20 protein-coding genes are annotated in these 20,884 nt (G+C 54.6%); 16 read left to right on the top strand and 4 right to left on the bottom strand.

The genetic code is table 11. The annotated features are described in order from the left end of the window. The first annotated feature begins 14 nt into the window (after window positions 1–14). Together KTH_RS02215 and KTH_RS02210 are read left to right on the top strand one after the other, a co-directional pair. Window positions 15–911, top strand: a complete 897-nt coding sequence (locus KTH_RS02215; RefSeq protein WP_111322754.1) for a cation diffusion facilitator family transporter — start codon at window positions 15–17, stop codon at window positions 909–911. Window positions 912–1,193: 282 nt separating this feature from the next. Beyond that, the gene (locus tag KTH_RS02210; protein WP_111322752.1) at window positions 1,194–2,060 is read left to right on the top strand and encodes an NAD-dependent epimerase/dehydratase family protein; all 867 of its coding nucleotides are present in this window, start codon (window positions 1,194–1,196) and stop codon (window positions 2,058–2,060) included. Between the two features lie 19 nt (window positions 2,061–2,079). Here KTH_RS02210 and KTH_RS02205 read toward each other — a convergent pair whose 3' ends face one another. The 3 genes from KTH_RS02205 to KTH_RS02195 all read right to left on the bottom strand — a co-directional run bounded on the left by KTH_RS02205 (window position 2,080) and on the right by KTH_RS02195 (window position 4,929). Beyond that, complete coding sequence (locus KTH_RS02205) at window positions 2,080–2,703, bottom strand: YrzE family protein (protein ID WP_111322750.1); 624 nt, start codon at window positions 2,701–2,703, stop codon at window positions 2,080–2,082. Between the two features lie 231 nt (window positions 2,704–2,934). Further along, window positions 2,935–3,885: a ribose-phosphate diphosphokinase gene (locus KTH_RS02200; protein ID WP_497616189.1), complete on the bottom strand. Its 951-nt coding sequence runs from the start codon at window positions 3,883–3,885 to the stop codon at window positions 2,935–2,937. Between the two features lie 321 nt (window positions 3,886–4,206). Beyond that, window positions 4,207–4,929, bottom strand: coding sequence for a FadR/GntR family transcriptional regulator (locus KTH_RS02195; RefSeq protein ID WP_497616187.1), 723 nt, complete (start codon window positions 4,927–4,929; stop codon window positions 4,207–4,209). Window positions 4,930–5,312: 383 nt separating this feature from the next. On the opposite strand from KTH_RS02195, the gene KTH_RS02190 reads away from it, so the two are divergent. From KTH_RS02190 to KTH_RS02160, 7 genes are all read left to right on the top strand, one after another. Further along, window positions 5,313–6,926 (top strand): N-acyl-D-amino-acid deacylase family protein, encoded by a 1,614-nt coding sequence (locus tag KTH_RS02190; RefSeq protein ID WP_497616185.1) that lies wholly within the window; start codon window positions 5,313–5,315, stop codon window positions 6,924–6,926. After that, window positions 6,926–8,038: an alanine racemase gene (locus KTH_RS02185; RefSeq protein WP_497616183.1), complete on the top strand. Its 1,113-nt coding sequence runs from the start codon at window positions 6,926–6,928 to the stop codon at window positions 8,036–8,038. The genes KTH_RS02190 and KTH_RS02185 overlap by 1 nt, the downstream gene beginning before the upstream one ends. A 43-nt stretch (window positions 8,039–8,081) precedes the next feature. Continuing rightward, a complete protein-coding gene (locus tag KTH_RS02180) occupies window positions 8,082–8,549 on the top strand; it encodes a RidA family protein (protein WP_111322742.1) in 468 nt (155 codons plus the stop codon). Between the two features lie 142 nt (window positions 8,550–8,691). Next, on the top strand, window positions 8,692–9,321 hold the full coding sequence (locus KTH_RS02175) for a bifunctional 4-hydroxy-2-oxoglutarate aldolase/2-dehydro-3-deoxy-phosphogluconate aldolase (RefSeq protein ID WP_497616181.1): 630 nt from the start codon (window positions 8,692–8,694) through the stop codon (window positions 9,319–9,321). Continuing rightward, on the top strand, window positions 9,322–10,281 hold the full coding sequence (locus KTH_RS02170; RefSeq protein WP_497616178.1) for a sugar kinase: 960 nt from the start codon (window positions 9,322–9,324) through the stop codon (window positions 10,279–10,281). Window positions 10,282–10,408: 127 nt separating this feature from the next. Next, complete coding sequence (locus KTH_RS02165; RefSeq protein ID WP_497623173.1) at window positions 10,409–10,858, top strand: 2-thiouracil desulfurase family protein; 450 nt, start codon at window positions 10,409–10,411, stop codon at window positions 10,856–10,858. Between the two features lie 122 nt (window positions 10,859–10,980). Further along, on the top strand, window positions 10,981–11,664 hold the full coding sequence (locus tag KTH_RS02160) for a VOC family protein (protein WP_497616177.1): 684 nt from the start codon (window positions 10,981–10,983) through the stop codon (window positions 11,662–11,664). Between the two features lie 171 nt (window positions 11,665–11,835). Here the strand turns inward: KTH_RS02160 and KTH_RS02155 are convergent, their stop codons facing one another. Further along, entirely contained in the window at window positions 11,836–12,048 is a 213-nt protein-coding gene (locus KTH_RS02155; protein WP_137686032.1) for a hypothetical protein, read from the bottom strand. 380 nt (window positions 12,049–12,428) lie between these two features. On the opposite strand from KTH_RS02155, the gene KTH_RS02150 reads away from it, so the two are divergent. From KTH_RS02150 to KTH_RS02120, 7 genes are all read left to right on the top strand, one after another. After that, the gene (locus KTH_RS02150) at window positions 12,429–12,677 is read left to right on the top strand and encodes a hypothetical protein (protein WP_111322736.1); all 249 of its coding nucleotides are present in this window, start codon (window positions 12,429–12,431) and stop codon (window positions 12,675–12,677) included. Window positions 12,678–12,903: 226 nt separating this feature from the next. Further along, window positions 12,904–13,317 carry a GNAT family acetyltransferase gene (locus tag KTH_RS02145; RefSeq protein WP_111322734.1) on the top strand — a complete coding sequence of 138 codons (414 nt, stop codon included), beginning with the start codon at window positions 12,904–12,906 and terminating at the stop codon, window positions 13,315–13,317. Between the two features lie 258 nt (window positions 13,318–13,575). Then, window positions 13,576–14,772 carry an RNA-guided endonuclease InsQ/TnpB family protein gene (locus KTH_RS02140; RefSeq protein ID WP_497616174.1) on the top strand — a complete coding sequence of 399 codons (1,197 nt, stop codon included), beginning with the start codon at window positions 13,576–13,578 and terminating at the stop codon, window positions 14,770–14,772. A 101-nt stretch (window positions 14,773–14,873) separates the two neighbouring features. Then, complete coding sequence (locus KTH_RS02135) at window positions 14,874–16,205, top strand: MFS transporter (protein WP_497616172.1); 1,332 nt, start codon at window positions 14,874–14,876, stop codon at window positions 16,203–16,205. A gap of 59 nt (window positions 16,206–16,264) precedes the next feature. Next, window positions 16,265–16,390 (top strand): hypothetical protein, encoded by a 126-nt coding sequence (locus KTH_RS02130; protein ID WP_497616170.1) that lies wholly within the window; start codon window positions 16,265–16,267, stop codon window positions 16,388–16,390. A gap of 501 nt (window positions 16,391–16,891) precedes the next feature. Continuing rightward, window positions 16,892–18,634 (top strand): ABC transporter ATP-binding protein, encoded by a 1,743-nt coding sequence (locus tag KTH_RS02125; protein ID WP_170142599.1) that lies wholly within the window; start codon window positions 16,892–16,894, stop codon window positions 18,632–18,634. Continuing rightward, on the top strand, window positions 18,631–20,388 hold the full coding sequence (locus KTH_RS02120) for an ABC transporter ATP-binding protein (RefSeq protein ID WP_111322728.1): 1,758 nt from the start codon (window positions 18,631–18,633) through the stop codon (window positions 20,386–20,388). Before KTH_RS02125 ends, KTH_RS02120 begins: the two co-directional genes overlap by 4 nt. The last annotated feature ends 496 nt before the right edge of the window (window positions 20,389–20,884 follow it).

Below are 20,884 nucleotides of genomic sequence, written 5' to 3'. Positions count from 1 at the left end.
AGAAGGCTCTTCTCATGGATCGGACGCCGCGCTTCTACATGGCACTTTCGCTGCTTGCCGCAGTGGTTACGATGGGCATCAAATTTGTGGGCTACCTGATTACGGGCTCGGTTGGTCTCTTTTCGGACGCCGCAGAATCGACCGCGAATTTGCTCGCCGCGTTGATCGGGCTCTGGGCGGTGCGTCTGGCGGCGCGTCCGGCTGATGAAGAACACGCCTATGGTCATACCAAGTCGGAATACTTTGCAAGCGGCGCGGAAGGAACCTTGATCCTTGCTGCTGCCGTTTTTATTATCGTCGAGGCAATTCCACGCCTTTTTCACCCGCAGCCGCTCGAACAGTTGAACTGGGGGATTGTTTTCTCGGTTGCTGGTGCTGCTATCAATGGTGGGCTGGCTCTGCTGATGCTTCAGGCCGGGAAGCGCCTGCGTTCGGTGACTCTACAGGCTGATGCACACCATTTATTAACAGATGTATGGACAACGGTCGGGGTTCTTGTCGCCCTGGTTCTGGTTCTGTTCACCGGCTGGTTGATTCTGGACCCGCTGATAGCGCTGCTTGTTGCCGCAAATATCATCCGGGTCGGGTTAGGTATCCTCCACAGTGCCGGTCTGGGGCTGCTTGATACCGCGCTTCCACCGGATGACCTTGAGCGTATCCAGGAGGCGCTGGAACCATTTCAACGTCAGGGAGTGGCTTTTCATGCGCTTCGGACGCGTCGCTCTGGATCGAGAAGCTTTGCCTCCCTTCATGTGCTTGTGCCGGGAGATTGGACGGTTCAGCGCGGGCATGCGCTCTGTGAAGAGATCGAGCTTGCGATAGATCAGGCGGTCCCGGGATGCGCGGCCATGACGCATCTGGAGGCGCGTGAAGACCCGGCTGCCTGGAACGATCAGGGGTTTGATCGCTGACTCCTCGGAATCTTTTATTTCTTGTGTATAAGTATATCGAAAAAGTTTTATATAGAAAAAAGTCCTGATTTTCTATGAAAATGCAAATTACATAGAAATGTATGTTACTATAGATGCGTAGGTGAAAACTTTTTGACCGAGAGAAGGAGGTGACAGCGCTTCCAGTCAAGATAATAATAGAAGAAAAGTGTGAAGCAGCAAGAGATGATGTAGAGTATATGAGTAAGAGAGCAGAAAAGAGATGGCAGAATTCGCATAGCGCTAGAATACGGGGAGAAGTATATGCGTATTCTTATCACCGGGAGTTCCGGCCAACTAGGGGCGGAAGTCGCTTCTCAGCTTGCCTCACGGGCTGAGATTGTAGGTGTTGATCTTGTTCCGGGAAGGTGGACAAGCCATGTTGTGGATATCCTGAATCGCGATGCGGTTGAGGTAATTATGCAGCAAGTGGATGCTGTGATTCATACGGCCTCGCTTCATGCGCGTCATCTGTCCAGCCATTCTATACAGGATTTTGTGAATACGAACGTCACGGGAACGATTGTCTTGTTGGAAGCGGCTGCTCGTCGCAAGATACGGCGTTTTGTTTATACCAGTACAACTTCGATCTATGGTGCAGCGATGGAACCAGAGGATGCGGCAGTCTGGGTCACCGAAGAGCTTTTGCCTCAGCCACGCGACATCTATGATAGCACCAAGCTGTCCGCTGAAGAGTTGTGTCGTCAGTTCGCGTATCGACGGGGGGTGCCCGTCATTTGCCTGCGTATCGCTCGTTTTATGCCCGAGCCACGAGCTGCACAGGTGCTTCACCGGCTCTATCGCGGGGTTGACGTGCGCGATGCGGCGACGGCTCATATCCTGGCAGTGGAGAACAAGGATATTCGTTTTGATCTGTTTAATATTGCTGCGCTATCGCCGTTTCAGGAAAGCGATACAGAGCAGCTTTTGCATGACCCTGTCGCGGTCCTGCGAGAGAGAGCGCCCGCCGTTCTCGCCTTGTTTGAACAGCAGGGCTGGCCCCTTCCTGCGTGCATCGATAGGGTATACGCGATTGAGAAGGCCAGGCAGCAGCTCGGCTATCGACCGATCTATAACGTGGAAAGCCTGTTTGTCGCAGAGAGCAGCACAAGCAAAGAAGAGCAGGAATGAACCTGCTCTCCGTGACGGGCTAAGGCTGTTTTCGAGTTGATAGGGATACGGTTGCGACCCATGCTCCAAAGAGCCCGACAAGCCCGCCACCCAACGCCCAGAGCCCCAGGAGCAGAGCGGAAATGAGCAGACGTGCGATCGAAAATGGCTCGCTGACGACGCTCAGATTACCGGGATAGGAAGGAAATGAACTGGCCAGAAAAATGGCAAGGGAGTAGATTGCGCCCGCCAGCGCTCCGCCGAGAAAGCCGAGCCAGCGCAGTCGTGTAATTTTGCCGGTGATCCAGCCCGTCGCAAGCCCGAGCAGGAGGCTTGCAAGAAGGATTCCCGCTTGCCAACCCACAAGCGCGAGGGCGATCTTGACGGTCAGTCTGTCTGCTGCGATCTGCTGACGCGCGATGAGAAAGGTAGAGGCGTTCGTCAGAGTGATAAGCAATGTGACGAGAGCGTTTAATATGCCTGCTATGAGGCCGCTAATAAGGGCTATACGGACCTTTTTGCCTGAGCCGGCTGGTTGTGGCTTCTGAGGGGTTGGTTGTTTCTCCGGGATGGCCGGAACGGTGTCGGGCTGTGGCGAAACGGGGTGTGTCGTTTCCTGCTCCGCTGCTGGAATGGATGGCCGCTCCTGTGCTGGCTCGTTCATGGTTTTCCTCCTGCTAGCCGGTAATGTAGGGATGTTCTCACTACAGAATCTTGCTCTGATACATAATACTGTTGTGACCATGAAAAAGATGCTGTGCTCGTTTTGGGCAGGCGAGTGAGCAGAGAAGGCGGCTCTAGATCAGGGGTGAAGTGGATCAAAAAGAGAGGCATGTACAGATGAAAAAGGGCACGCAACATCGAGAGACATCGCGTGCCAGACGGAGTGAGTCGTTTAGAACTTGTCGTCGAGAAGCAGGCTGCTTACCGATTCACCGTTGTGGTTGCGGCGGATGGTTTCGGCGAGTAGAGGAGCAATAGAAAGGACGGTCATGTTTGGAAGGCGCTTTTCGGGAGCAAGGGGGACTGTGTTGGTGGTGACGATCTCGGTGATGTCATCTTGCGCCTTGAGCCGCTCAATGGCTTTGCCAGTAAAGAGGCCATGAGTGCAGGCAACCCGAATCTGACGCACGTGGTGCTCGCGTAGCCTTTCCAGAATCTGAATAATCGTGCCACCGTTCGCTATCTCGTCATCCAGCACGATGACATCTTTATTCTCAACTTCACCGACGATGTTATCGATGATCACCTGATCGTCGCTGATCCGGCGCTTGCTTCCTGCCGCTACCGGGATGTTGAGCAGTCGCGCAAAGTGTGAGGCGGATTTTGCGTTGCCCAGATCAGGTGAAACAACAATCGTGTTGCTCAGATCATACTGTCGGAAATGACGAGCCAGCACATTCAACGCGTTGAGGTGATCGGTCGGGACACTGAAGAAGCCGTGAACCTGCGCAGCATGCAGGGTCATTGTCAGCACACGGTTCGCGCCTGCTGTTGCCAGGAGGTCGGCCACGAGGCGACCGGCTATAGAGATACGAGGCTCGTCTTTCTTATCCGAACGGGCATAGGCATAATAGGGGATAACTGCTGTGATACGTCCTGCTGATGCACCACGGGCAGCGTCAAGCATAAAAAGAAGCTCAACGAGATTTTCCTGCGCAGGAGGGACAATCGGTTGTACGATAAATACATCACTTTCCCGGCAGTTCTCGTTCATCTGGACATATAGACAATCATTGCTAAAGCGCCGAATAGTTGTAGGACAAAGGGTCAGGCCGAGATACTCTGCGATCTCTTGTGCCAGTTCCTGGTGTGCGCTACCGCTGAAGATGGTAATGTCTCGCATTATGTTATCCTTTTACATCGCTCCTTTGGATATTGGGCTGTCGGCCCCGGGTGTTTCCTGAGAAAGTTGGATACATTTTTCCCTTGCTATTTTGGCATTAGATGAGGCAAACGTCAAATGCCCGGTGGCTCAGCGGGAGGCTTTATTGCCATCTTCCCGCATCATTCCTGTCGTCCCGGGTAGTACTTCTTTCATAGCAGGGGGGAAGAAAGGGGGATAGGATAGAGCAGGGCAGGCTTCTACACCAGAAAACTGCCTGTATGTGAGCAGTCGTTTCTTCTGGTGTTGTTTGTTGCAGTATGCGAGGGTAAGCAGCGCGGTTCAGGCATCCTTCATCAGAGCGGTGAGCGCTTCATCAAAGTGAACGGCCATCGTCTGAGCTGCCGCCGGGGCGTTTCCCTCCCTGATCGCGGCGACCAGCATTTCATGCACCTCCTGGACGCGTTCGATTTCCTCTGAGGTGTGTCGATGCAGCAGCCCTTCGCGTATTGTCTCTATCAATGCACTTCTGATCGAGTGGATCAAGTGATACATCATGCTGTTGTGGGTGGCAGTAGCAATCGCCTGATGAAGCGCGACATCGAGTTGAATGTATGTATCGACGGAGGTATCAATATCTGTATCGATAGCTACGACCGAACGACGCATCGCGGCAAGGATCTCTTCCATGTGCGCCAGCTCCGTTTCACTGCGGCGTTGGGCTGCCAGCATAGCGCTCTGGACCTCGATGCCTTTGCGGACCTCGATGAGTTCTATAATGGTATGATGGTTGAAGTGGGCGGCATGCGTAAAAAAGGTTTGGAGGATCTCGCTGCTGATCGGCTTAATGGTCGGGCGTTTGCCATTGATGATCTCGATCACGCCTTTGCCCTGCAATGATTTCAGGGCTTCACGGATCACCTGGCGACTGACACCAAATTCCGTGACCAGCTCGGCTTCTGAGGGCAGGGTGTCGCCGGGCTGGAGATTTCTGGTGCGAATATAGTTCATCAGGCTGGTGGCGGCCTGTTCGGCCAACGTTTCTCTATGGAGTTTTCCTAGCATGCTTCTCGCTCTTTTTCCGTTCTCTCTGTCGGTATCATAGCGTGTTTGCCTGGCTCCCGTCAACCTATAATACAGGTTGACAGGGGAGAGAAAATATGATAATTTCAGCTTAACCTGTTCTTTGCATGCTCTGCCGGGCCGGCTTCCAGCGAGCTTTTCTCGACAAGCGTTCTGCAAAGAATATGCGCTTCTGTATTGCTCGATATATGCTGTACGTATGAGAGCATAAGTATAACAGAAGTGACTCAATGGAGAGTCGCAACCGCAGATGTTTGGCATTCTATTTCGAGATGAATCCCCGGGTTTCATCTGGCTGTAATATCGGGCATGGCATGGCGCTAGCGGCTCCTGAGGCATATTTGATAAAGAGAAGAGAGACTCTTATGAGCTCAAGATATACTGTGTTGATCCGCAATGCGCGCATTGTGGACGGAACTGGAGCGCCAGCTTTTTCGGGAGATATCGGGATCGCAGGGAGCCATATCGTTGCGCTTGGGAGGCAGCTTGAGGGCGATGCCGAGCAAGTTATCAATGCAAGTGGGCTGACCGTCGCTCCTGGCTTTATCGACGCTCATACACATGATGATCTGGTCGTGCTGCGTCAGTCCGTAGTCCCGCCGAAGCTCTACCAGGGTGTGACGTCGCTGGTGATCGGGAATTGTGGTTTCGGCATGGCTCCGGTTGTTCAGGAGCATGAGGCCGCGGTAAAGACCTATTCATCCGCGATTCTGGGCGAAGATTCGCTGCCGTGGAACTGGCCCACCGTGGGCGCGTATCTGGAAACGATGCGCTCGACGGCTCTGAAGCAGCATGTCTGCTCGCTGCTTCCACATGGGCCTTTGCGTGTGGCGGTGATGGGCTATGGCCAGCGGCAGGCAACCGAGCGGGAGATCCAGGCCCAGGAAGCGCTGGTTGAAGAGGCGATGCAGGCAGGTTCAGCGGGCCTGTCGCTTGGTTTGATGTATGTGCCGGGAATGTATACGCCTGCCTCAGAACTGACACGCCTTGCGCGTGTGGTCGGTCGCTATGGCGGCGTGGTAACGTCCCACATGCGCGGCGAGGGTGACCATCTCTTTGCTTCAATTGCAGAAATGCTCGAACTCGGTGAGAAGGCAGATGTCGCGATCCATATTAGCCACCTGAAAGTGTGCGGACGCCACAACTGGGGTGGGATGGAACGGGCACTTGAGATGATAACAGCAGCTCGGGCGCGAGGGCTGGATGTCTCTATTGATATGTACCCATACACGAATGGCTCAACCACGATTTTGCAGTTGCTGCCGCCCTGGGTGCTGGATGGCGGGATTGAGCGAACACTTGAGCGCCTGCGTGATCCCTCGTCTCGAAGGCGCGTCAGCCTCGACTTGCAGACAGGCGTCGAGGGTTGGGAGAATCAGATAGGGTATATTGGATGGGAGGGCGTGCGTATTGCCTCCGTTCAGTCGGAAGGGTATAAAGGGCTTGAAGAAAAGAACATGCTCGAAGTCGCAGACCTGCTTCAGCTCGCTCCTGATGAGGCACTCTTTGAACTCATCCTGCACGAGCGCGGCAAGGTCACGGTGCTGCTGCAACTCATGTCCCGGGCCGACATTGATCGGGCCGCGCTGGCCCCTTTCGCTATGCTCGGCTCTGATGGCATTCCGCTCCCCGGTGGTCGGCCGCATCCGCGCCTGTATGGTACCTTCCCTCGTTTCCTTGCTCGCTATGTTCGAGAGCGCAAGCTGTTGTCGCTTGAGGAGGCCATTCATAAGCTAACATTGCTTCCTGCGCGGCGTTTTCGCCTATCGGAGCATGGGGAGATTGCTCCCGGTAAAGTTGCTGATCTGGTGCTGTTTGATGAGGAAGCAATCAGCGATACCGCGACCTATAACGAGCCGCGTCGCTATCCTGTCGGCATTGAGGCGGTGCTTGTGGCCGGGCGGCCCGTTCTCTGGCAGGGTCAGGAGCACGCCATCTATGCCGGTCGCCTGTTAACGCCAGAAAGGATGAAGATCTGATGACTCTGATCGGTCAGCCCATTGAGAATGTAGATACCCCCTCGTTGCTTGTTGATGATGAGAAGCTACAGGCAAATATTGAGCGCTTTGCCTGTATTGCCAGAAATGCTCAGGTGAAGCTGCGTCCCCATATCAAGACGCATAAGATTCCGGCGATAGCTGCCCGCCAGCTTCAGGCCGGTGCGGTAGGAATTACAGCGGCAAAATTGAGCGAGGCTGAAGTATTTATCGATAGCGGCATCGGTGATGTCTTTGTTGCCTATCCGATTGTAGGGGCAATGAAGGCGCGGCACGCGGCGCACCTGGCGAAGAAGTGCCGCCTGATTGTTGGCGCGGATAGTGCCGCTGGCATTCAGCACCTTTCGAAGGCCGCATGTGAGGCGGGCGTAACGCTGTTTGTGCGGATCGAGATCAATAGCGGGTTGAATCGAAGTGGCATTCAACCGGAAAGGGCCGCTTCTCTCTGTCGTCTGGTGCTGGACGCGCCGGGGCTGGAACTGGATGGTATTTTTACCTTTCGTGGTATCAGCTTTCCCGACGCCCCCTCGCAAGAGGCGGAAGTGCTTGGCCGGCTGGAAGGTGAGCTGATGGTTGATCTGGCAAACTGCCTGCGTGCTGACGGAATCCCGATCAACGAGGTCAGCGTGGGGTCTACACCTTCGGGGGAATATGCCGCGCAGGTGTCAGGCGTCACGGAGATACGGCCCGGAACGTACGTCTTCTTTGATCGCATGACGACGCAAAGCGGCACCAGCACGCTTGATGAGATTGCGCTGTCGATTCTCACCACGGTGGTCAGTCGGCCAGCGCCTGATATCGCGATCATCGATGCCGGAGCCAAAGCCTTCAGCGGCGATGTCATTCCGCAGAACGCGGGCTTGCAGGGCTATGGGGTGACGACCGACGGCGTGAGCGGGATCGTTATCAAGATGAGCGAGGAACATGGCTTCGTCAAGCTTGCGCCCGGCTTTCAGCCCGAAATTGGCGAGAAGCTGGCCTTTTTCCCGAACCACGTGTGTACGTCGGTTAACCTCTCGAATGAACTGTTGCTGGTGCGCGAGGGCAAAGTGACGGAGGTGTTGCCGGTCGCGGCGCGTGGCTTACGTCAATAGTATTGAAATACCCGATAGGTTCTATAGAGGAGGATTGTGTCTTATGTCATTTGAAGCACGTGCGAAAGAGCTCGGTATCACGATACCTGAATTACCTGCTCCTGCCTTTAGCTATGTCCCTGCGGTGCGGACCGGCAATCTGGTCTATGCTTCCGGGCAGACGCCCACCGTCAACGGGGAGCTGACCATGCAGGGTAAGCTCGGGCGTGATGTATCTATCGAGCAGGGACAGCAGGGAGCTCGTCTGTGCGCGATTAACTGCCTGGCGGAAGTGCGTGGCCTGGTTGGTTCCCTGGACGAGATCGTGCGCATTGTCAAGGTCAATGGCTATGTTGCCTCTGCCGAGGGCTTTACGGACCAGCCGAAGGTGATCAATGGCGCTTCTCAGTTGTTTGAGGAGATTTTTGGCGACGCCGGAAAACATAGCCGCGCTGCCATCGGCGTTGCTGAGCTGCCTGCTGGTGCGCCTGTCGAAGTTGAGATCATTGTTGAGGTGAAGCCGCGTCCATAGCCGCTTCACTGCTCTCGGCAGAGGAAGAGTGATTTTCCTTGCCGGGAGCACAGATCATTGATAGAACGATCAATCAACTCACTATCGAGTGCCGCGAGGATGCGGGATTGCCCGGCGGCTTGTCGTATCTATGGAGGGAGTGATGACTATTTCTGTTGTTGAGCAGATCATACAGGAGCGCATTGTTGCTATAGTGCGCCTTAACGCATATACCCATGCGCTGGAAGTGGCTCGTGCACTTCAGGCCGGAGGAATCCCGATTCTGGAATTCACGCTCACCGGCAAGGGCGCGATAGAGGCGATTCAGACAGTGAGAGAGCATCAGGGAGAACAGGCGTGTGTAGGAGTTGGGACGGTACTGACGGTGAAAGACGCAAGGGAAGCGCTCAAGGCAGGGGCACAGTTTGTCGTGACGCCTGTGGTGCGCCCGGACGTGATCGCAGCCTGCAAGGAGGCAAATGTACCCATACTGTGTGGCGCGCTGACTCCGACCGAGATGCTGACCGCACACGAGCTCGGAGCCGATATGATTAAGCTCTTCCCTGCGCGTCAGGGCGGCCCGCAATACCTGCGTGATATCCTGGCACCGTTGCCGTTCCTGCGTGTTGTGCCCACGGGCGGCATTGGTGTCGAGAATGCTCGTGCTTTTCTGGATGCTGGCGCGGTTGCTGTCGGGATCGGCGGAAAGCTGATTTCACCGCAGGCGGTTGCATCGGGCGATTGGGCGCAGATTACGGCTCAGGCGCGGGCGCAGGTGGAGGCAATTCGCTAGATGGAGATGATGCAACCGGAGGTCGTGACCCTGGGCGAATGCATGGCTGTGCTCTATCCTTCAGAGCCGATTCCTCTGGCTCAGGCCGGGCAGTTAGCGCTTGACATTGCTGGCGCTGAGGCAAATCTATCGATCGGGTTGAGCAGGTTGGGGCATCGTGTGCGCTTTATCAGTCGTGTCGGGAACGATCCGTTCGGGCAGCGTATCCGCTCAACACTGGCGGCAGAAGGTGTTCAAACGGATGCTATTATCACAGACGAGCAGGCTCCAACCGGGGTCTTTTTCCGCGAATGGCTCCCCGACGGCTTGCGACGTGTTTTCTACTATCGTCGCTTTTCTGCCGCCAGTCGCCTTGCACCCGAGCATCTGCACCGTGAGCTGTTTGAGGGGGCGCGGCTTGTCCATCTCACCGGAATCACGCCGGCATTGAGTCAAAGCTGTGCTGAGGCGGTGGCTTATGCGGTGGAACTGGCTCAGGAAGCCGGGGCGCTGGTTGTTTTTGATCCCAACTATCGGGCCCCGCTCTGGGAGCCTGAACATGCGCGTGCGGTTCTACTGCCGCTGCTCAGGCGAGCCGACATCATTTTGATGAGCCACGAAGATGCGGCGGCGGTGCTTGGTGTGGAGGAGGTGGAAGAGGTACGGAAAGTGGCCGAGACGTTTCGGGCCCAGGTGACCGTGCTTCGACGAGCGGAACAGGGAGCGTGTGCTTTTTTTGGTTCAACGTGCATTTCGGTTCCGGCCCATCCAGTGGCTCAGGTGGTCGACCCTGTCGGGGCGGGAGATGGCTTTAATGCGGGCTTTCTTGCGGGCTGGCTGCGTGGTTACTCGCTTCAAGAGGCGCTCCAATTGGGTACACGCGTCGGAGCGGCTATCGTTGCTGAGCTGGGCGATTATGCGGGCTTTCGTGGTGAAGAGACGCCCGGGAAATCCTCGATAGAAGACAAAGAGCGCTTCTAGTGGAATATCAGGAAGAGCGGTGGGGTTTTCTGCAAAAATCGGCTATAATACGGGGGATGTGCTCTCTGAGCGCGATGTTGAAAGAACTTGTTTGGAATGAGAGGAACGTATGGCTGCAAGAAAACCGATTCGTCTGGTGAGTGCCTGCATGACCGGGACGCCATGCCGTTATAATGGGCAGGCAAAGCCTGATCCCCGCGTGATTCGGCTTGTTGAGCATCAGGAGGCAATTGCTGTCTGCCCGGAGATGCTCGGCGGGCTTTCTACGCCGCGGCGTCCCGCTGAGATTGTAGGTGGAGATGGTGATGATGTGCTGGATGGGAAGGCGCGTGTCATTGATGATAGTGGGCAGGATGTGACGGAGGCCTTTCTTGCAGGAGCTCATCAGGCGCTCAAGCTGGCGCAGGCTGCCGGGGCCAGAGAGGCGATTTTAAAGGAGTTCAGTCCATCATGCGGGTGTGCCACGATTTATGATGGCACGTTTTCGGGCAAGCGGCAGGCGGGCACCGGGGTGACAGCCGCACTGTTGCGGAGATATGGCATTGTAGTTCGGTCGGAGTTGGCTTTAGAAGAATGAAAGTCTGATCGAACGAACAGGTGATATCTGCATTTTGGACAGGTACAGCCGGGAAGGGGCCGCGTATAATCTCCTTATACAGAGTACAAAGTATCGTGCTCAATACAAGAAAGGAACCAAGCATGAAGATACAGACACTTTTCCTGGCGACGTCACAGCTTCTCAACCAGAAAGCTTTCTATACAGAGGTTCTGGGCCTGCCGCTGGTACGGGAGGAGGCTACCTCGTTCACCGTTCAGGCCGGAGAGACGGCCCTGACATTTGAAGCAACCGGGCAGGAGGCGATCTATCATGTGGCCTTTATGGTGCCATCTGCCAAATGGGAGAGTGTGAAGGAGTGGACGCGGGCTCGGGTTCCCATTCTGGAATATCAGGGGGGCGAGGAATTTCGCTCGGAAAACTGGAATTCTGCTTCGATCTACTTCTATGATGCTGCCGGGAACATTCTTGAGTTTATTGCGCATTATGATCTTCCAGACACTTCAACGGGAGCTTTCTCTTCCAGTGATATTCTGCGTGTCTGTGAGATCGGTCTGGTTGTAGGTGAAGTTGAGGAGCAGGTGGAGAAATTGAAGCAAGAACTGCACCTGGATGTCTACCGCAATTCGCGAATGGAGGGCTTTGCGGCGGTTGGAGACATCTACGGGCTGTTTATTGTGGTGAAAGAAGGGCGGCTCTGGCTGCCGAATTTTGTGGTCCCTGCGACGATCGCTCCTGTCCAGGTGACTATCTCTGGAGATCAGCCCGGGCAGTACAGTATTGAACCATATCCCTACACTATTGATGTTGTCACCGCGAAGAAATAAAGAGAGGGATTTCCCTTCCTTTCGTTGTTTTCGTTCAAGAAATAGTGTTTCGCCGCTCTCGTGTGGACTCCGTCAATTCAGGATGAAGCTGGAGCAGACGCGCAAGGATGGCATAAATAGGAGCAGATGACGCAGAAAAACGGCTCTTTGAGCACGGCCTTTCCTCCTTCATCAAGATAGCGCTGGAGCCGTGAGAAGGCGCTGCATCTGCTCTGGCGTATCGTCGGTTTTTATAAGGGAGATCGGCGTTGGGAGCCCCTCAGGATGCACGAGGATTACCAGCGGCGACATAGCGGCCTGCGCTGGCCAGGATGTGAGTTCGATGCCGTGATAGGGAGGCCTGATGGAGCAATATAGACCGCTGCTGCCTCCCGTGCGGCACATTGCCAGCCTGTTCCCTCACGATGACCCCCAATACAGACGATGCTGAGCGCGTTTGTCGTCTCGGATTAGTCCAACCGGAAAAAGATCATATCCTCGCGTCTACATGGATGCTCCTGCTGTCATAAGAGAATAGGTACGTGCTGGTATCATTATATGTCTATACTCCTGTTCCTGCGATGCTCTATTATAAGGAGAAAGAAGACAGTATCGCCCTCTGGACAGGAAAATCCCCCGGGTTACAGCTCATCCTGGATTTTTGTTCGGTAATAAACATTTCTTCTTTGTGAATCGTATAAAATAGTGTACCCTGCGCGGCAGGAGTGAGGGAAGAGTTGCCCTCATGTTCTTTTAGATTTTAGAAGAAAGGCCGGAGTGATATTATGAAACAGGTTGCAGCATCGGTTGCTGTAATGAGTGCATTTCTCCTTTTTCTTGGCATGTCCTTTAACTGGCACGTTCTGATTCTCTTATCGCTATCTATTATTTGTTTTTCTCTTTCGGCTTTGATTCTTGCGCGGAAACAGTTCCGAAGCAATAGCACACATTTGCTCGTGATTGCAAGTGTGTTGACGATCTATGTGCTTTCTTTTATTGCTAGCTTTGCGGGCTCGCACTGGCTTCCACGCTGACGTCTCCTCTATAGAAGAACGGGCTCCTCTACAGAAGAATTGCAGAGGAGCCTTTTGTATGAGGTTGCTTCTCCTCTTTCCTCCCTATTCTCTGCCTGCTCTTGCTGGAAAAATGGGCTCTCTTCGCCTTTTCTGATTGCTTGCTTCGTGGTATGATAAGCAGCATAAAGCTGTTCCATTTCAGGGGAACAGAAGGTATGGGATGAAGGAAGGATTGGAGAGAAGAATGCATATACGCGGCTTTCGCCTGCAAGACTATGATGCAGTGGTGGCGCTCTGGAAGGAATGTGGCCTGTTACTGAGCGCTTCGGATACGCCTGAGGGGATGGCCCGTAAGCTGGAGCGAGATGCTGATCTGTTTCTTGTGGTCGAGGAAGAACATCGCTTGCTCGGTGTGATTATGGGGTGCTACGATGGGCGGCGTGGCTGGATCAATCATCTGGCCGTTGCGCCTGCTGCTCAGGGGCGTGGAATCGGGAGCATTCTGTTGCAAGAAGTGGAACAGCGGCTGCTGGCAAAGGGCTGTGATAAGGTCAATCTGCTGATCGAGCCCGAGAATGCAGATGTGCAGCAGTTCTATCTACGCGCAGGATATCAGCGTGATGAATTGATCTTTATGGAGAAATGGTTACACCGCTAAATTCTTCTATAGAAGAGATGAACTACGATCGTAGACAGCACGTCGTTTCCTGCGTGAACAGGGTTGCTTTTTCCTCCGCAATGATGACATAGTGTAATGTATCGATCTTACCAAAAAGCGGCAGAAGGCCCCTGGCTTCAGCCAAGGGGATGGATGGCGCAGGAAGCCAGCAGAGGCAGAACGTTCCCCTTCGCTTGACAGAAGACAATCATTGTGTTAGGATACGCGAAGACAGTGAGGACGAACAAGGAGCAAGGGATGCTGATCTACGAATACAAGCTGGATGGGTCGAAAGCACAATTCGCCGCCATCGAGGAAGCTATCCGCACCACCCAGTTCATTCGCAACACGTGCCTGCGCCTCTGGATGGATGCACGCGGCGTCTCCAGGAATGACCTGCAGCGGTATTGCGCTGTGCTGGCCAGACAGTTCCCTTTTGCGCTCTCCCTCAACTCGCAGGCCCGGCAAGCTGCCGCTGACCGGGCGTGGGCTGCCATCGCCCGTTTCTACGAGCACTGTCGCCTCAAGACACCCGGCAAGAAGGGCTCTCCTCAGTTCCAGCGCGATTGTCGCAGTGTCGAATACAAGACCACTGGCTGGAAGCTGGAGGCCGATGGCATTCATATTCGCTTCACAGATGGCTGCGGCATTGGCCGGCTGCGCCTCATCGGCTCGCGCGATATCATGACCTTTCCCCTCTCACAGATCAAGCGGGTACGACTGCTCCGGCGGGCTGATGGGTATTATTGTCAGTTCGCGGTGGCGGCCACGCGACGCGTTGAGCATCAGCCCTCTGGCAAGCAGGTAGGCATTGATCTGGGGCTGCGTGCCTTCTTCACTGACTCCGAAGGCAACACCGTGGCTCCTCCTCAGTATCTCCGCAAAGCGGAACGGCGGCTCAAGCAGCTGCATCGTCGGCTCTCGAAGACACAGAAGCGCTCCGCCAAGCGCAAGAAAGCCCGTCAAGCCCTTAGCAAAGCGTATCTCAAGGTGCAACGGCAGCGCGAGGACTTCGCCAGAAAGCAGGCGAACGCGCTTGTCTCGTCTCACGACCTGATTGCCTACGAAGCCTTGCAGATCCGCCATCTCGTCAAGAACCGTCATCTGGCCAAGAGCATTTCTGATGCGGCGTGGGGTCGCTTCCTCTGGTGGGTGAGATACGATGGCACGCTGCATCAGGTTCCGGTGATCGGGGTGGAACCGGCCTACACCAGTCAGGACTGTTCTCGTTGTGGACAACGGGTGAAAAAGAGCTTGAGTATGCGTACCCATCTGTGTCCCGGCTGTGGGCTGCTCCTCGATCGCGATCACAACGCCGCCTTGAATATCTTGCACAAAGCGCTACAGGGTACCGTCGGGCAGACGGGAACCGACGAGGGTGTCTCGTCGAACGCTTCTGGACAGCCTGCCGCTACGCGTCGTCGCAGAGCGACGACGCGCAAGCAGGCTGGATGAAGGAAGAATCCCCGCCCTTCTGGCCTGGGGAGTGTCAATGTAGAAGGTCACTTGTAGTAGAGGGCAATTTTTCAGGGATAGAAGAGTAGAGAAAGGATAGCATGTCAGAACCATTACATAACAGTTCGCCGCCAGAGGCCGAGCAAGCTGCAAAGCGCAAACATGATCCCTATAAGGCGCTGCGCTATCGCAATTTCCGCTTTCTGTTTATCGGTATGCTGCTTGCTTCAATTGGCGATTCTATGCTGAATGTAGCGGTTGGGTGGGAGATCTATGAGCGCACGGGCTCCGAGCTGGCGCTTGGCTTTGTTGGACTGGCGATGATCATGCCAGTTTTTTTATTTACCCTGCCAGCCGGGCAGCTTGCTGATCAGGGAAGACGGAAAGCTATTGTCCTTATTGCGCTGTCTGTTCATTTTATTGCGGTTGGCGCGCTTGGTTTATGCTCTTATGCGAATACATCGATTGTGCTCATTTATGGCTGTCTGGTAGTGATGGGAACGGCGGTCGCCTTTAACAATCCTGCCTCCTCGGCATTGATGTCGCAGATGGTGCCAGAGGAAGCGTTTGAGAGTGCGGCGACATGGAGTAGTAGCGCCTGGCAGCTTGCATCGGTGCTTGGGCCGGGCTGTGGGGGCCTGCTGATCGCTGTGGCGCATAGTGCGCTCCCCATTTATATTATCAACACGCTTGCAGTGCTGATTAATATATGCTTGATCAGCCTGACGCGACCGGCGCCGCGCAAGGTTAGCGAGAAGAAGGAACGTCCATCGCTCCGTTCGCTCGGGGAAGGGGTGCGTTTCTTGCGCCAGACACCCGTTATGCTTGCCGCCATTACGCTTGATCTATTTGCCGTGTTGCTTGGTGGCGCGACAACTCTGATGCCGGTCTTTGCAAAGGATATCTTGCAGGTGGGGCCGAGCGGGCTTGGTTGGCTGCAAGCGGCTCCCTCGGTTGGTGCGCTTTGTGTCACCTTCATTATCGCCCATCGTCCGTTTAAGAAGGCCGGGCGCGCGCTCCTGCTGGCGGTTGCCGGCTTCGGTCTGGTGACAATCGTATTTGGCCTGTCCCGGTCGTTCTGGCTCTCCTTGCTCATGCTGTTCCTGCTTGGTGGGCTGGATTGTGTCAGCGTGGTGATTCGGAGCACGCTGTTGCTGGCGCGAACGCCTGACGAGATGCGCGGTCGTGTTTCAGCAGTAAACGAGCTCTTTATCTCAGCATCCAACCAGCTTGGCGGCTTTGAGTCGGGAGCGGCGGCACAGTACCTGGGTCCGGTGCCTGCGGTCGTTTTTGGCGGTATTGGCACGATGATAGTCGTTGGCATTGTCTCACTGGTCTGGCCCGAAATTCGCAAGCTGGGCACGCTTCGACCGAATGAAGAGGCGCTGACAGAGGCTTCAGAGGAAGAGCGTGAACGGCTGATGAATGCCTGATGGCGCAATCACAATGTTGTTAAGAAGGGGACGGTTGCGCGCCGTTCCCTTTTCGGCATATGCGCGATGTCTTGCGTGCTCGGGGCTATTCGGTCGAGTACCGGGAGTTTCACAGGGGACATGATGACCTCGTCTGGTGTGAGACGTTTCCTGACGCGCTCTTGAGCCTGCTGAAAGCCTGGTGAAAAAGAGGGAGGCTCGTGGTGAGCCTCCTTCCGGAGCACAATGCCGAGTTGTTGACACTCTGAAGTCGTTTCCGTGTAAAAGAAGGGAGAATGTGCCCCCCTTTATCTCTTCTCTGGGGCCTGCAAGAAAGTGGAAATCGCCGCGCTTGACACCACAAAAGGAAGCTCATATACTCAGAAAGAGAATAATATGAAAGAGGTGGTTATGATGTTGAACGAAACGGTTTTCTCGCCAGAAATGCACCTGATTCAATACTAGAGCGCTACTCGCTCCATGTGTTATGGGCCGTTTAGCTGGCGAAGCAAACAGAAGCATAAATACCGTCTCTCTTGATCTCTGGCAGTGTTGCTTTTAGAAGAGGCAATATCGTCAGTAGATGCTCTATAATGTCCTCTGTTATGCGCTTGTTGCTCTGGCATCAGGTGTATTCCATCTCTATCTCCTTTTCCCTGCTTTTCTCTGATTACACTGTTATTCATGCTGTTAAAGGAGTTCCTCTTGTGCTTTCGTTTGCAGGATATAGAGCCTGGTTACTCAGATATGTTCGTCCGCATATGCGGCAAGTGCTCTTGCTAACGCTCCTTCTTGGAGGAAGTATTATCCTGAAAGTGGTGCAACCGCAACTGGTGCGCTTCTTTATCGATACTGCCCGTGAAACGGGGCCTTTTCAGTTCTTGCTTGTGCTCGCGCTGCTCTTTCTGGGCGTGGCATTGCTTGCACAGGTTGTCTCGCTGGCAGAAACCTATGTCGCCGAAAATATCGGCGTCAGGGCAACGAATATGCTTCGTAGCGATCTATTGGCCCATTGCTTGCGGCTTGATCCCGATTTCCATAGCGTCCATACGCCTGGCGAACTGACCCAACGTATCGATGGCGATGTCTCGACGCTTGGTTCGTTTTTCTCGCGCTTTGTGCTTGATATTGCGGGGAATGTGGTATTGCTCCTGGTCATTCTGACCTTGAGTTTCTTTGTTGATTGGCGGATCGGGCTCTGCCTGCTATTTGGTAGCTTGCTTCTTCTGGGGGCGCTATTGCTGCTGCGCGATGTTGGCGTGAAGGGGTGGCGGGAGGTCAGCGCGGCGGACGCGGCGATCTCGGGCTTTCTTGAAGAGCGGCTCTCGGGGCTTGAAGATATTCGCGCGCACAATGCGCATACCTATGTACTGAGGAGGCTGGCTGAACGTGCGGTACAGCGCCTTCGAGCGACCTGGAAGGCGTCCCTGCTGGGGATGACCGGCTTTGGTGTGGCAGAGATTCTGTTTACGCTGGTCCTGGCCGTCTCGCTTGGCCTGGGCGGTTACCTGTACATGCAGGGTCAGATCAGCCTGGGTGTCATCTATGTGATTTATGCGTATACGCAATTATTGCAGCAGCCTCTGGACGCCCTCGCACACGAGATGCGGAGCTTTCAGGAGGCGACAGCAAGCATTCTCCGTTCGCAAGAGATTCTGGCAACGGAGCAAAAAATTCAGGATGGAAGGGGGGCCACGTTGCCCGCCGGTCCGCTCTCGCTCTCATTTGAGCGGATAACCTTCCACTATAGTGAAGACGCGGACCCGGTATTGCACGAGCTCTCTTTCACAGTGGATGCGGGCAAGAAGCTGGGCCTCGTGGGGCGCACGGGGAGCGGAAAGACAACGATCACGCGCCTGCTCTTTCGCCTGTATGACCCGACCGCGGGCCGGATCTGCCTGAATGGCATTGATATCCGAGAGCTGGCAGTGACGGATCTTCGTAAGCGTATTGGCATGGTGACACAGGATATACAGCTTTTTCACGCCAGTATTCGTGACAACCTGACCTTTTTTGATGAGTCTATCCCTGATCATCGAGTAGAAGAGGCGCTTGCGCTTGTCGGGCTGGCTGCATGGTATAAACGTCAGCCTGAAGGGCTCAGCACGCTGCTGGCTCCCGACAATACCGGCCTATCAGCAGGAGAGGCGCAACTGCTGGCCTTCGCCCGGGTCTTTCTGCAAGATCCACAGATCGTCATTCTGGATGAGGCGTCGTCGCGGCTGGACCCGGCGACCGAGCACGAGATAGAGCGGGCGATGACACGGCTGCTGGAGGGGCGTACCGCTATTCTGATCGCGCATCGGTTGCATACCTTGCACCTTGTGGATGACATTCTGATTCTGAGTGATGGGCGGCTAAGTGAGTATGGCGAGCGCCGTCGGCTGGCTGAGGATGAGCGCTCACAGTTTGCTCGCCTGTTGCGTATGGGAATGGAGAAGCTGGTATGAGTACATTGCGTCTGATCTGGCGGCTGGTGTGCTTCCGGCCTATCCTCTTCCTGGTGTTAATTGTGGGAGTCGCCGCATTTTACCTGATTCCATTGGTGCCGGGGATGCTGTTACAGCGCTTCTTTGATCTGCTCTCGCAACAGGAGCCGCTCGGGTGGAATGCGTGGAGCCTGCTGGCCCTGCTGGTTGCCGTCTCGATTGGCTTTTCGAGCCTGGTGACGATCGGAAACGTGATGGAGAATTCGCTACATGCCATCTGGTTGGCATTGATCCAGCGGAATGTGCTGGCGCGGATCATGCAGTATCCGGCGGCGCGGGCGCTTCCAGCCTCGCCCGGTGAGGCATTGACGCGGTTAAACGAGGATGCGAAGGAGATTGCGAGCTATGTGACCTGGATTGTTGATCCTTTCGGGCAACTGGCAATGCTCGGGGTCGCGCTTTTTCTTCTATTGAAGACGAATGCTCTGCTTACTATAGTAGTTGTTCTTCCGCTCTTCGTGATGCTGGTAGTGGTCCAGCAGGCAACCCGCCACATTCAGCGCTATCGAACAGCACGCCAGAAGTCGATGGGAGCGATTACCGGGTTGCTTGGCGAGATTCTGGGAGCGACGCTTGCGGTCAAGGTGGCCGCTGCTGAAGAGCGAGTTGTGCGCCATTTCCAGCGACTGAATGAGACCCGGCGCAAGGCTGTGCTCAAAGATCTGATCTTCAGTAAGGTTCTAAGCGAGCTGGTCACGGGCGCGACGAACCTGGGAACTGGCATTGTTCTCTTGCTCGCAGGTGCCTCCTTGCGGGCTGGGAGCTTTACTGTAGGTGATTTTATCCTCTTTACGTCCTATCTGGGCTGGATGGCGCAGGGGACCAACCTGTTCGGAATCTTTATGACGAAGTATCGCCAGATGCAGGTATCACGAAAGCGGCTTGTGGAGCTGTTGCAGGGTAATTCTCCCGAGGTAGTGGTACGCCATGCGCCTGTGTATCCTCGTCATTACCGGCAGAAAGAACAATCATATATACGAAAAGAAGAAGATGCGTTGCAGTGCTTTGAAGCGAGAGGGATAACGTATCACTACCCTGAGTCAAACCGGGGGATTGAGGATATCGCCTTGAGCCTGACGCGGGGCACGTTGACGGTCATTACTGGTCGGGTTGGCTCTGGCAAAACAACGCTCTTGCGGGTGCTGCTTGGTCTCTTGCCCAAAGAGCGAGGCTTATTGCTCTGGAATGGGAGGCCAATAGAGGACGCGGCGACGTTTCTGGTGCCGCCTCGCTGTGCCTACACGCCACAAATACCGACGCTCTTTAGCGAGACGTTGAAGGAGAATATCCTGCTTGGTCGGCCTGAGGCGGAGCATAAGCTTCAGGCAGCACTGCATGCGGCGGTTCTCGAACGTGATGTTGAAGGGCTGGAAAAGGGGCTCGATACGCTTGTAGGGCCACGCGGCGTCCGGCTCTCAGGTGGGCAGATTCAGCGCGCAGCGGCGGCACGTATGTTTGTGCATGAACCTGATCTCTATGTGGTCGATGACATATCAAGTGCACTGGATGTGGAAACAGAACGATTGCTCTGGCAGCGCTTCTTTGCTCGCACGGATGCAACCTGCCTGGCAGTGACACAGCGGCATGCGGTTTTACAGCAGGCAGATCACATTATCGTGCTCAAAGAGGGACGAATAGCGGCTGAGGGCACGCTTGATGGGTTGCTGGAAACATGCGAGGAGATGCGGCTTCTCTGGCAAGGCGTGCTGCACTGATAGGGTGAGTCGGTTCCTGCGGGACTGGCTCACTTCTTCTGCCGCTTGTATCAGATAAAATAGTCAGCACATAGAGAGTAGCTTTTGTTTCTGTAGCGTGAAAACTAAGCTTCCATTGGAGTTGTGTATTATTGCTCTCTATTTTCTACGTATACATGTATGTATACTCTCTTCTATGTAGAAGCTGATTTCCTTACAGTTCAAAGAAAAGATACACAAATATGTGAGGTTTTCCTTGAAGCTGACGTACTCTATTACAGAGGAGAAAATTGCTGTTCTCCTTCCTGTGCGAAATGGATGCTGAGAGCATGGAAAGGATGCCGAATAGAATATCTACCTGTGTCCTGTAATATTACATCGATCTAAGTGTAAGAAAGTATTTACTTCTCAGGTTTCTATTCGGTACTGTGATACCTTACGCATGTTTTTCTTCATCCAGAACAGCAATAGTCATTCTGGCCTGTGTAGTGATGTGACCGCAGTGCAGGCCGATGCA

The sequence above is a fragment of the Thermosporothrix sp. COM3 genome, from assembly GCF_059696735.1.
This window is presented reverse-complemented; position numbering and strand designations above follow the sequence as displayed.

Coding starts and splice junctions, on each gene's coding strand:
- KTH_RS02210 (WP_111322752.1), top strand. CDS start 1,194: ATGCGTATTCTTATCACCGGGAGTTCCGGCCAACTAGGGGCGGAAGTC.
- KTH_RS02200 (WP_497616189.1), bottom strand. CDS start 3,885: ATGCGAGACATTACCATCTTCAGCGGTAGCGCACACCAGGAACTGGCA.
- KTH_RS02205 (WP_111322750.1), bottom strand. CDS start 2,703: ATGAACGAGCCAGCACAGGAGCGGCCATCCATTCCAGCAGCGGAGCAG.
- KTH_RS02120 (WP_111322728.1), top strand. CDS start 18,631: ATGAGTACATTGCGTCTGATCTGGCGGCTGGTGTGCTTCCGGCCTATC.
- KTH_RS02190 (WP_497616185.1), top strand. CDS start 5,313: ATGAGCTCAAGATATACTGTGTTGATCCGCAATGCGCGCATTGTGGAC.
- KTH_RS02185 (WP_497616183.1), top strand. CDS start 6,926: ATGACTCTGATCGGTCAGCCCATTGAGAATGTAGATACCCCCTCGTTG.
- KTH_RS02215 (WP_111322754.1), top strand. CDS start 15: ATGGATCGGACGCCGCGCTTCTACATGGCACTTTCGCTGCTTGCCGCA.
- KTH_RS02135 (WP_497616172.1), top strand. CDS start 14,874: ATGTCAGAACCATTACATAACAGTTCGCCGCCAGAGGCCGAGCAAGCT.
- KTH_RS02170 (WP_497616178.1), top strand. CDS start 9,322: ATGGAGATGATGCAACCGGAGGTCGTGACCCTGGGCGAATGCATGGCT.
- KTH_RS02195 (WP_497616187.1), bottom strand. CDS start 4,929: ATGCTAGGAAAACTCCATAGAGAAACGTTGGCCGAACAGGCCGCCACC.
- KTH_RS02180 (WP_111322742.1), top strand. CDS start 8,082: ATGTCATTTGAAGCACGTGCGAAAGAGCTCGGTATCACGATACCTGAA.
- KTH_RS02155 (WP_137686032.1), bottom strand. CDS start 12,048: ATGTGCCGCACGGGAGGCAGCAGCGGTCTATATTGCTCCATCAGGCCT.
- KTH_RS02160 (WP_497616177.1), top strand. CDS start 10,981: ATGAAGATACAGACACTTTTCCTGGCGACGTCACAGCTTCTCAACCAG.
- KTH_RS02175 (WP_497616181.1), top strand. CDS start 8,692: ATGACTATTTCTGTTGTTGAGCAGATCATACAGGAGCGCATTGTTGCT.
- KTH_RS02150 (WP_111322736.1), top strand. CDS start 12,429: ATGAAACAGGTTGCAGCATCGGTTGCTGTAATGAGTGCATTTCTCCTT.
- KTH_RS02140 (WP_497616174.1), top strand. CDS start 13,576: ATGCTGATCTACGAATACAAGCTGGATGGGTCGAAAGCACAATTCGCC.
- KTH_RS02145 (WP_111322734.1), top strand. CDS start 12,904: ATGCATATACGCGGCTTTCGCCTGCAAGACTATGATGCAGTGGTGGCG.
- KTH_RS02130 (WP_497616170.1), top strand. CDS start 16,265: ATGCGCGATGTCTTGCGTGCTCGGGGCTATTCGGTCGAGTACCGGGAG.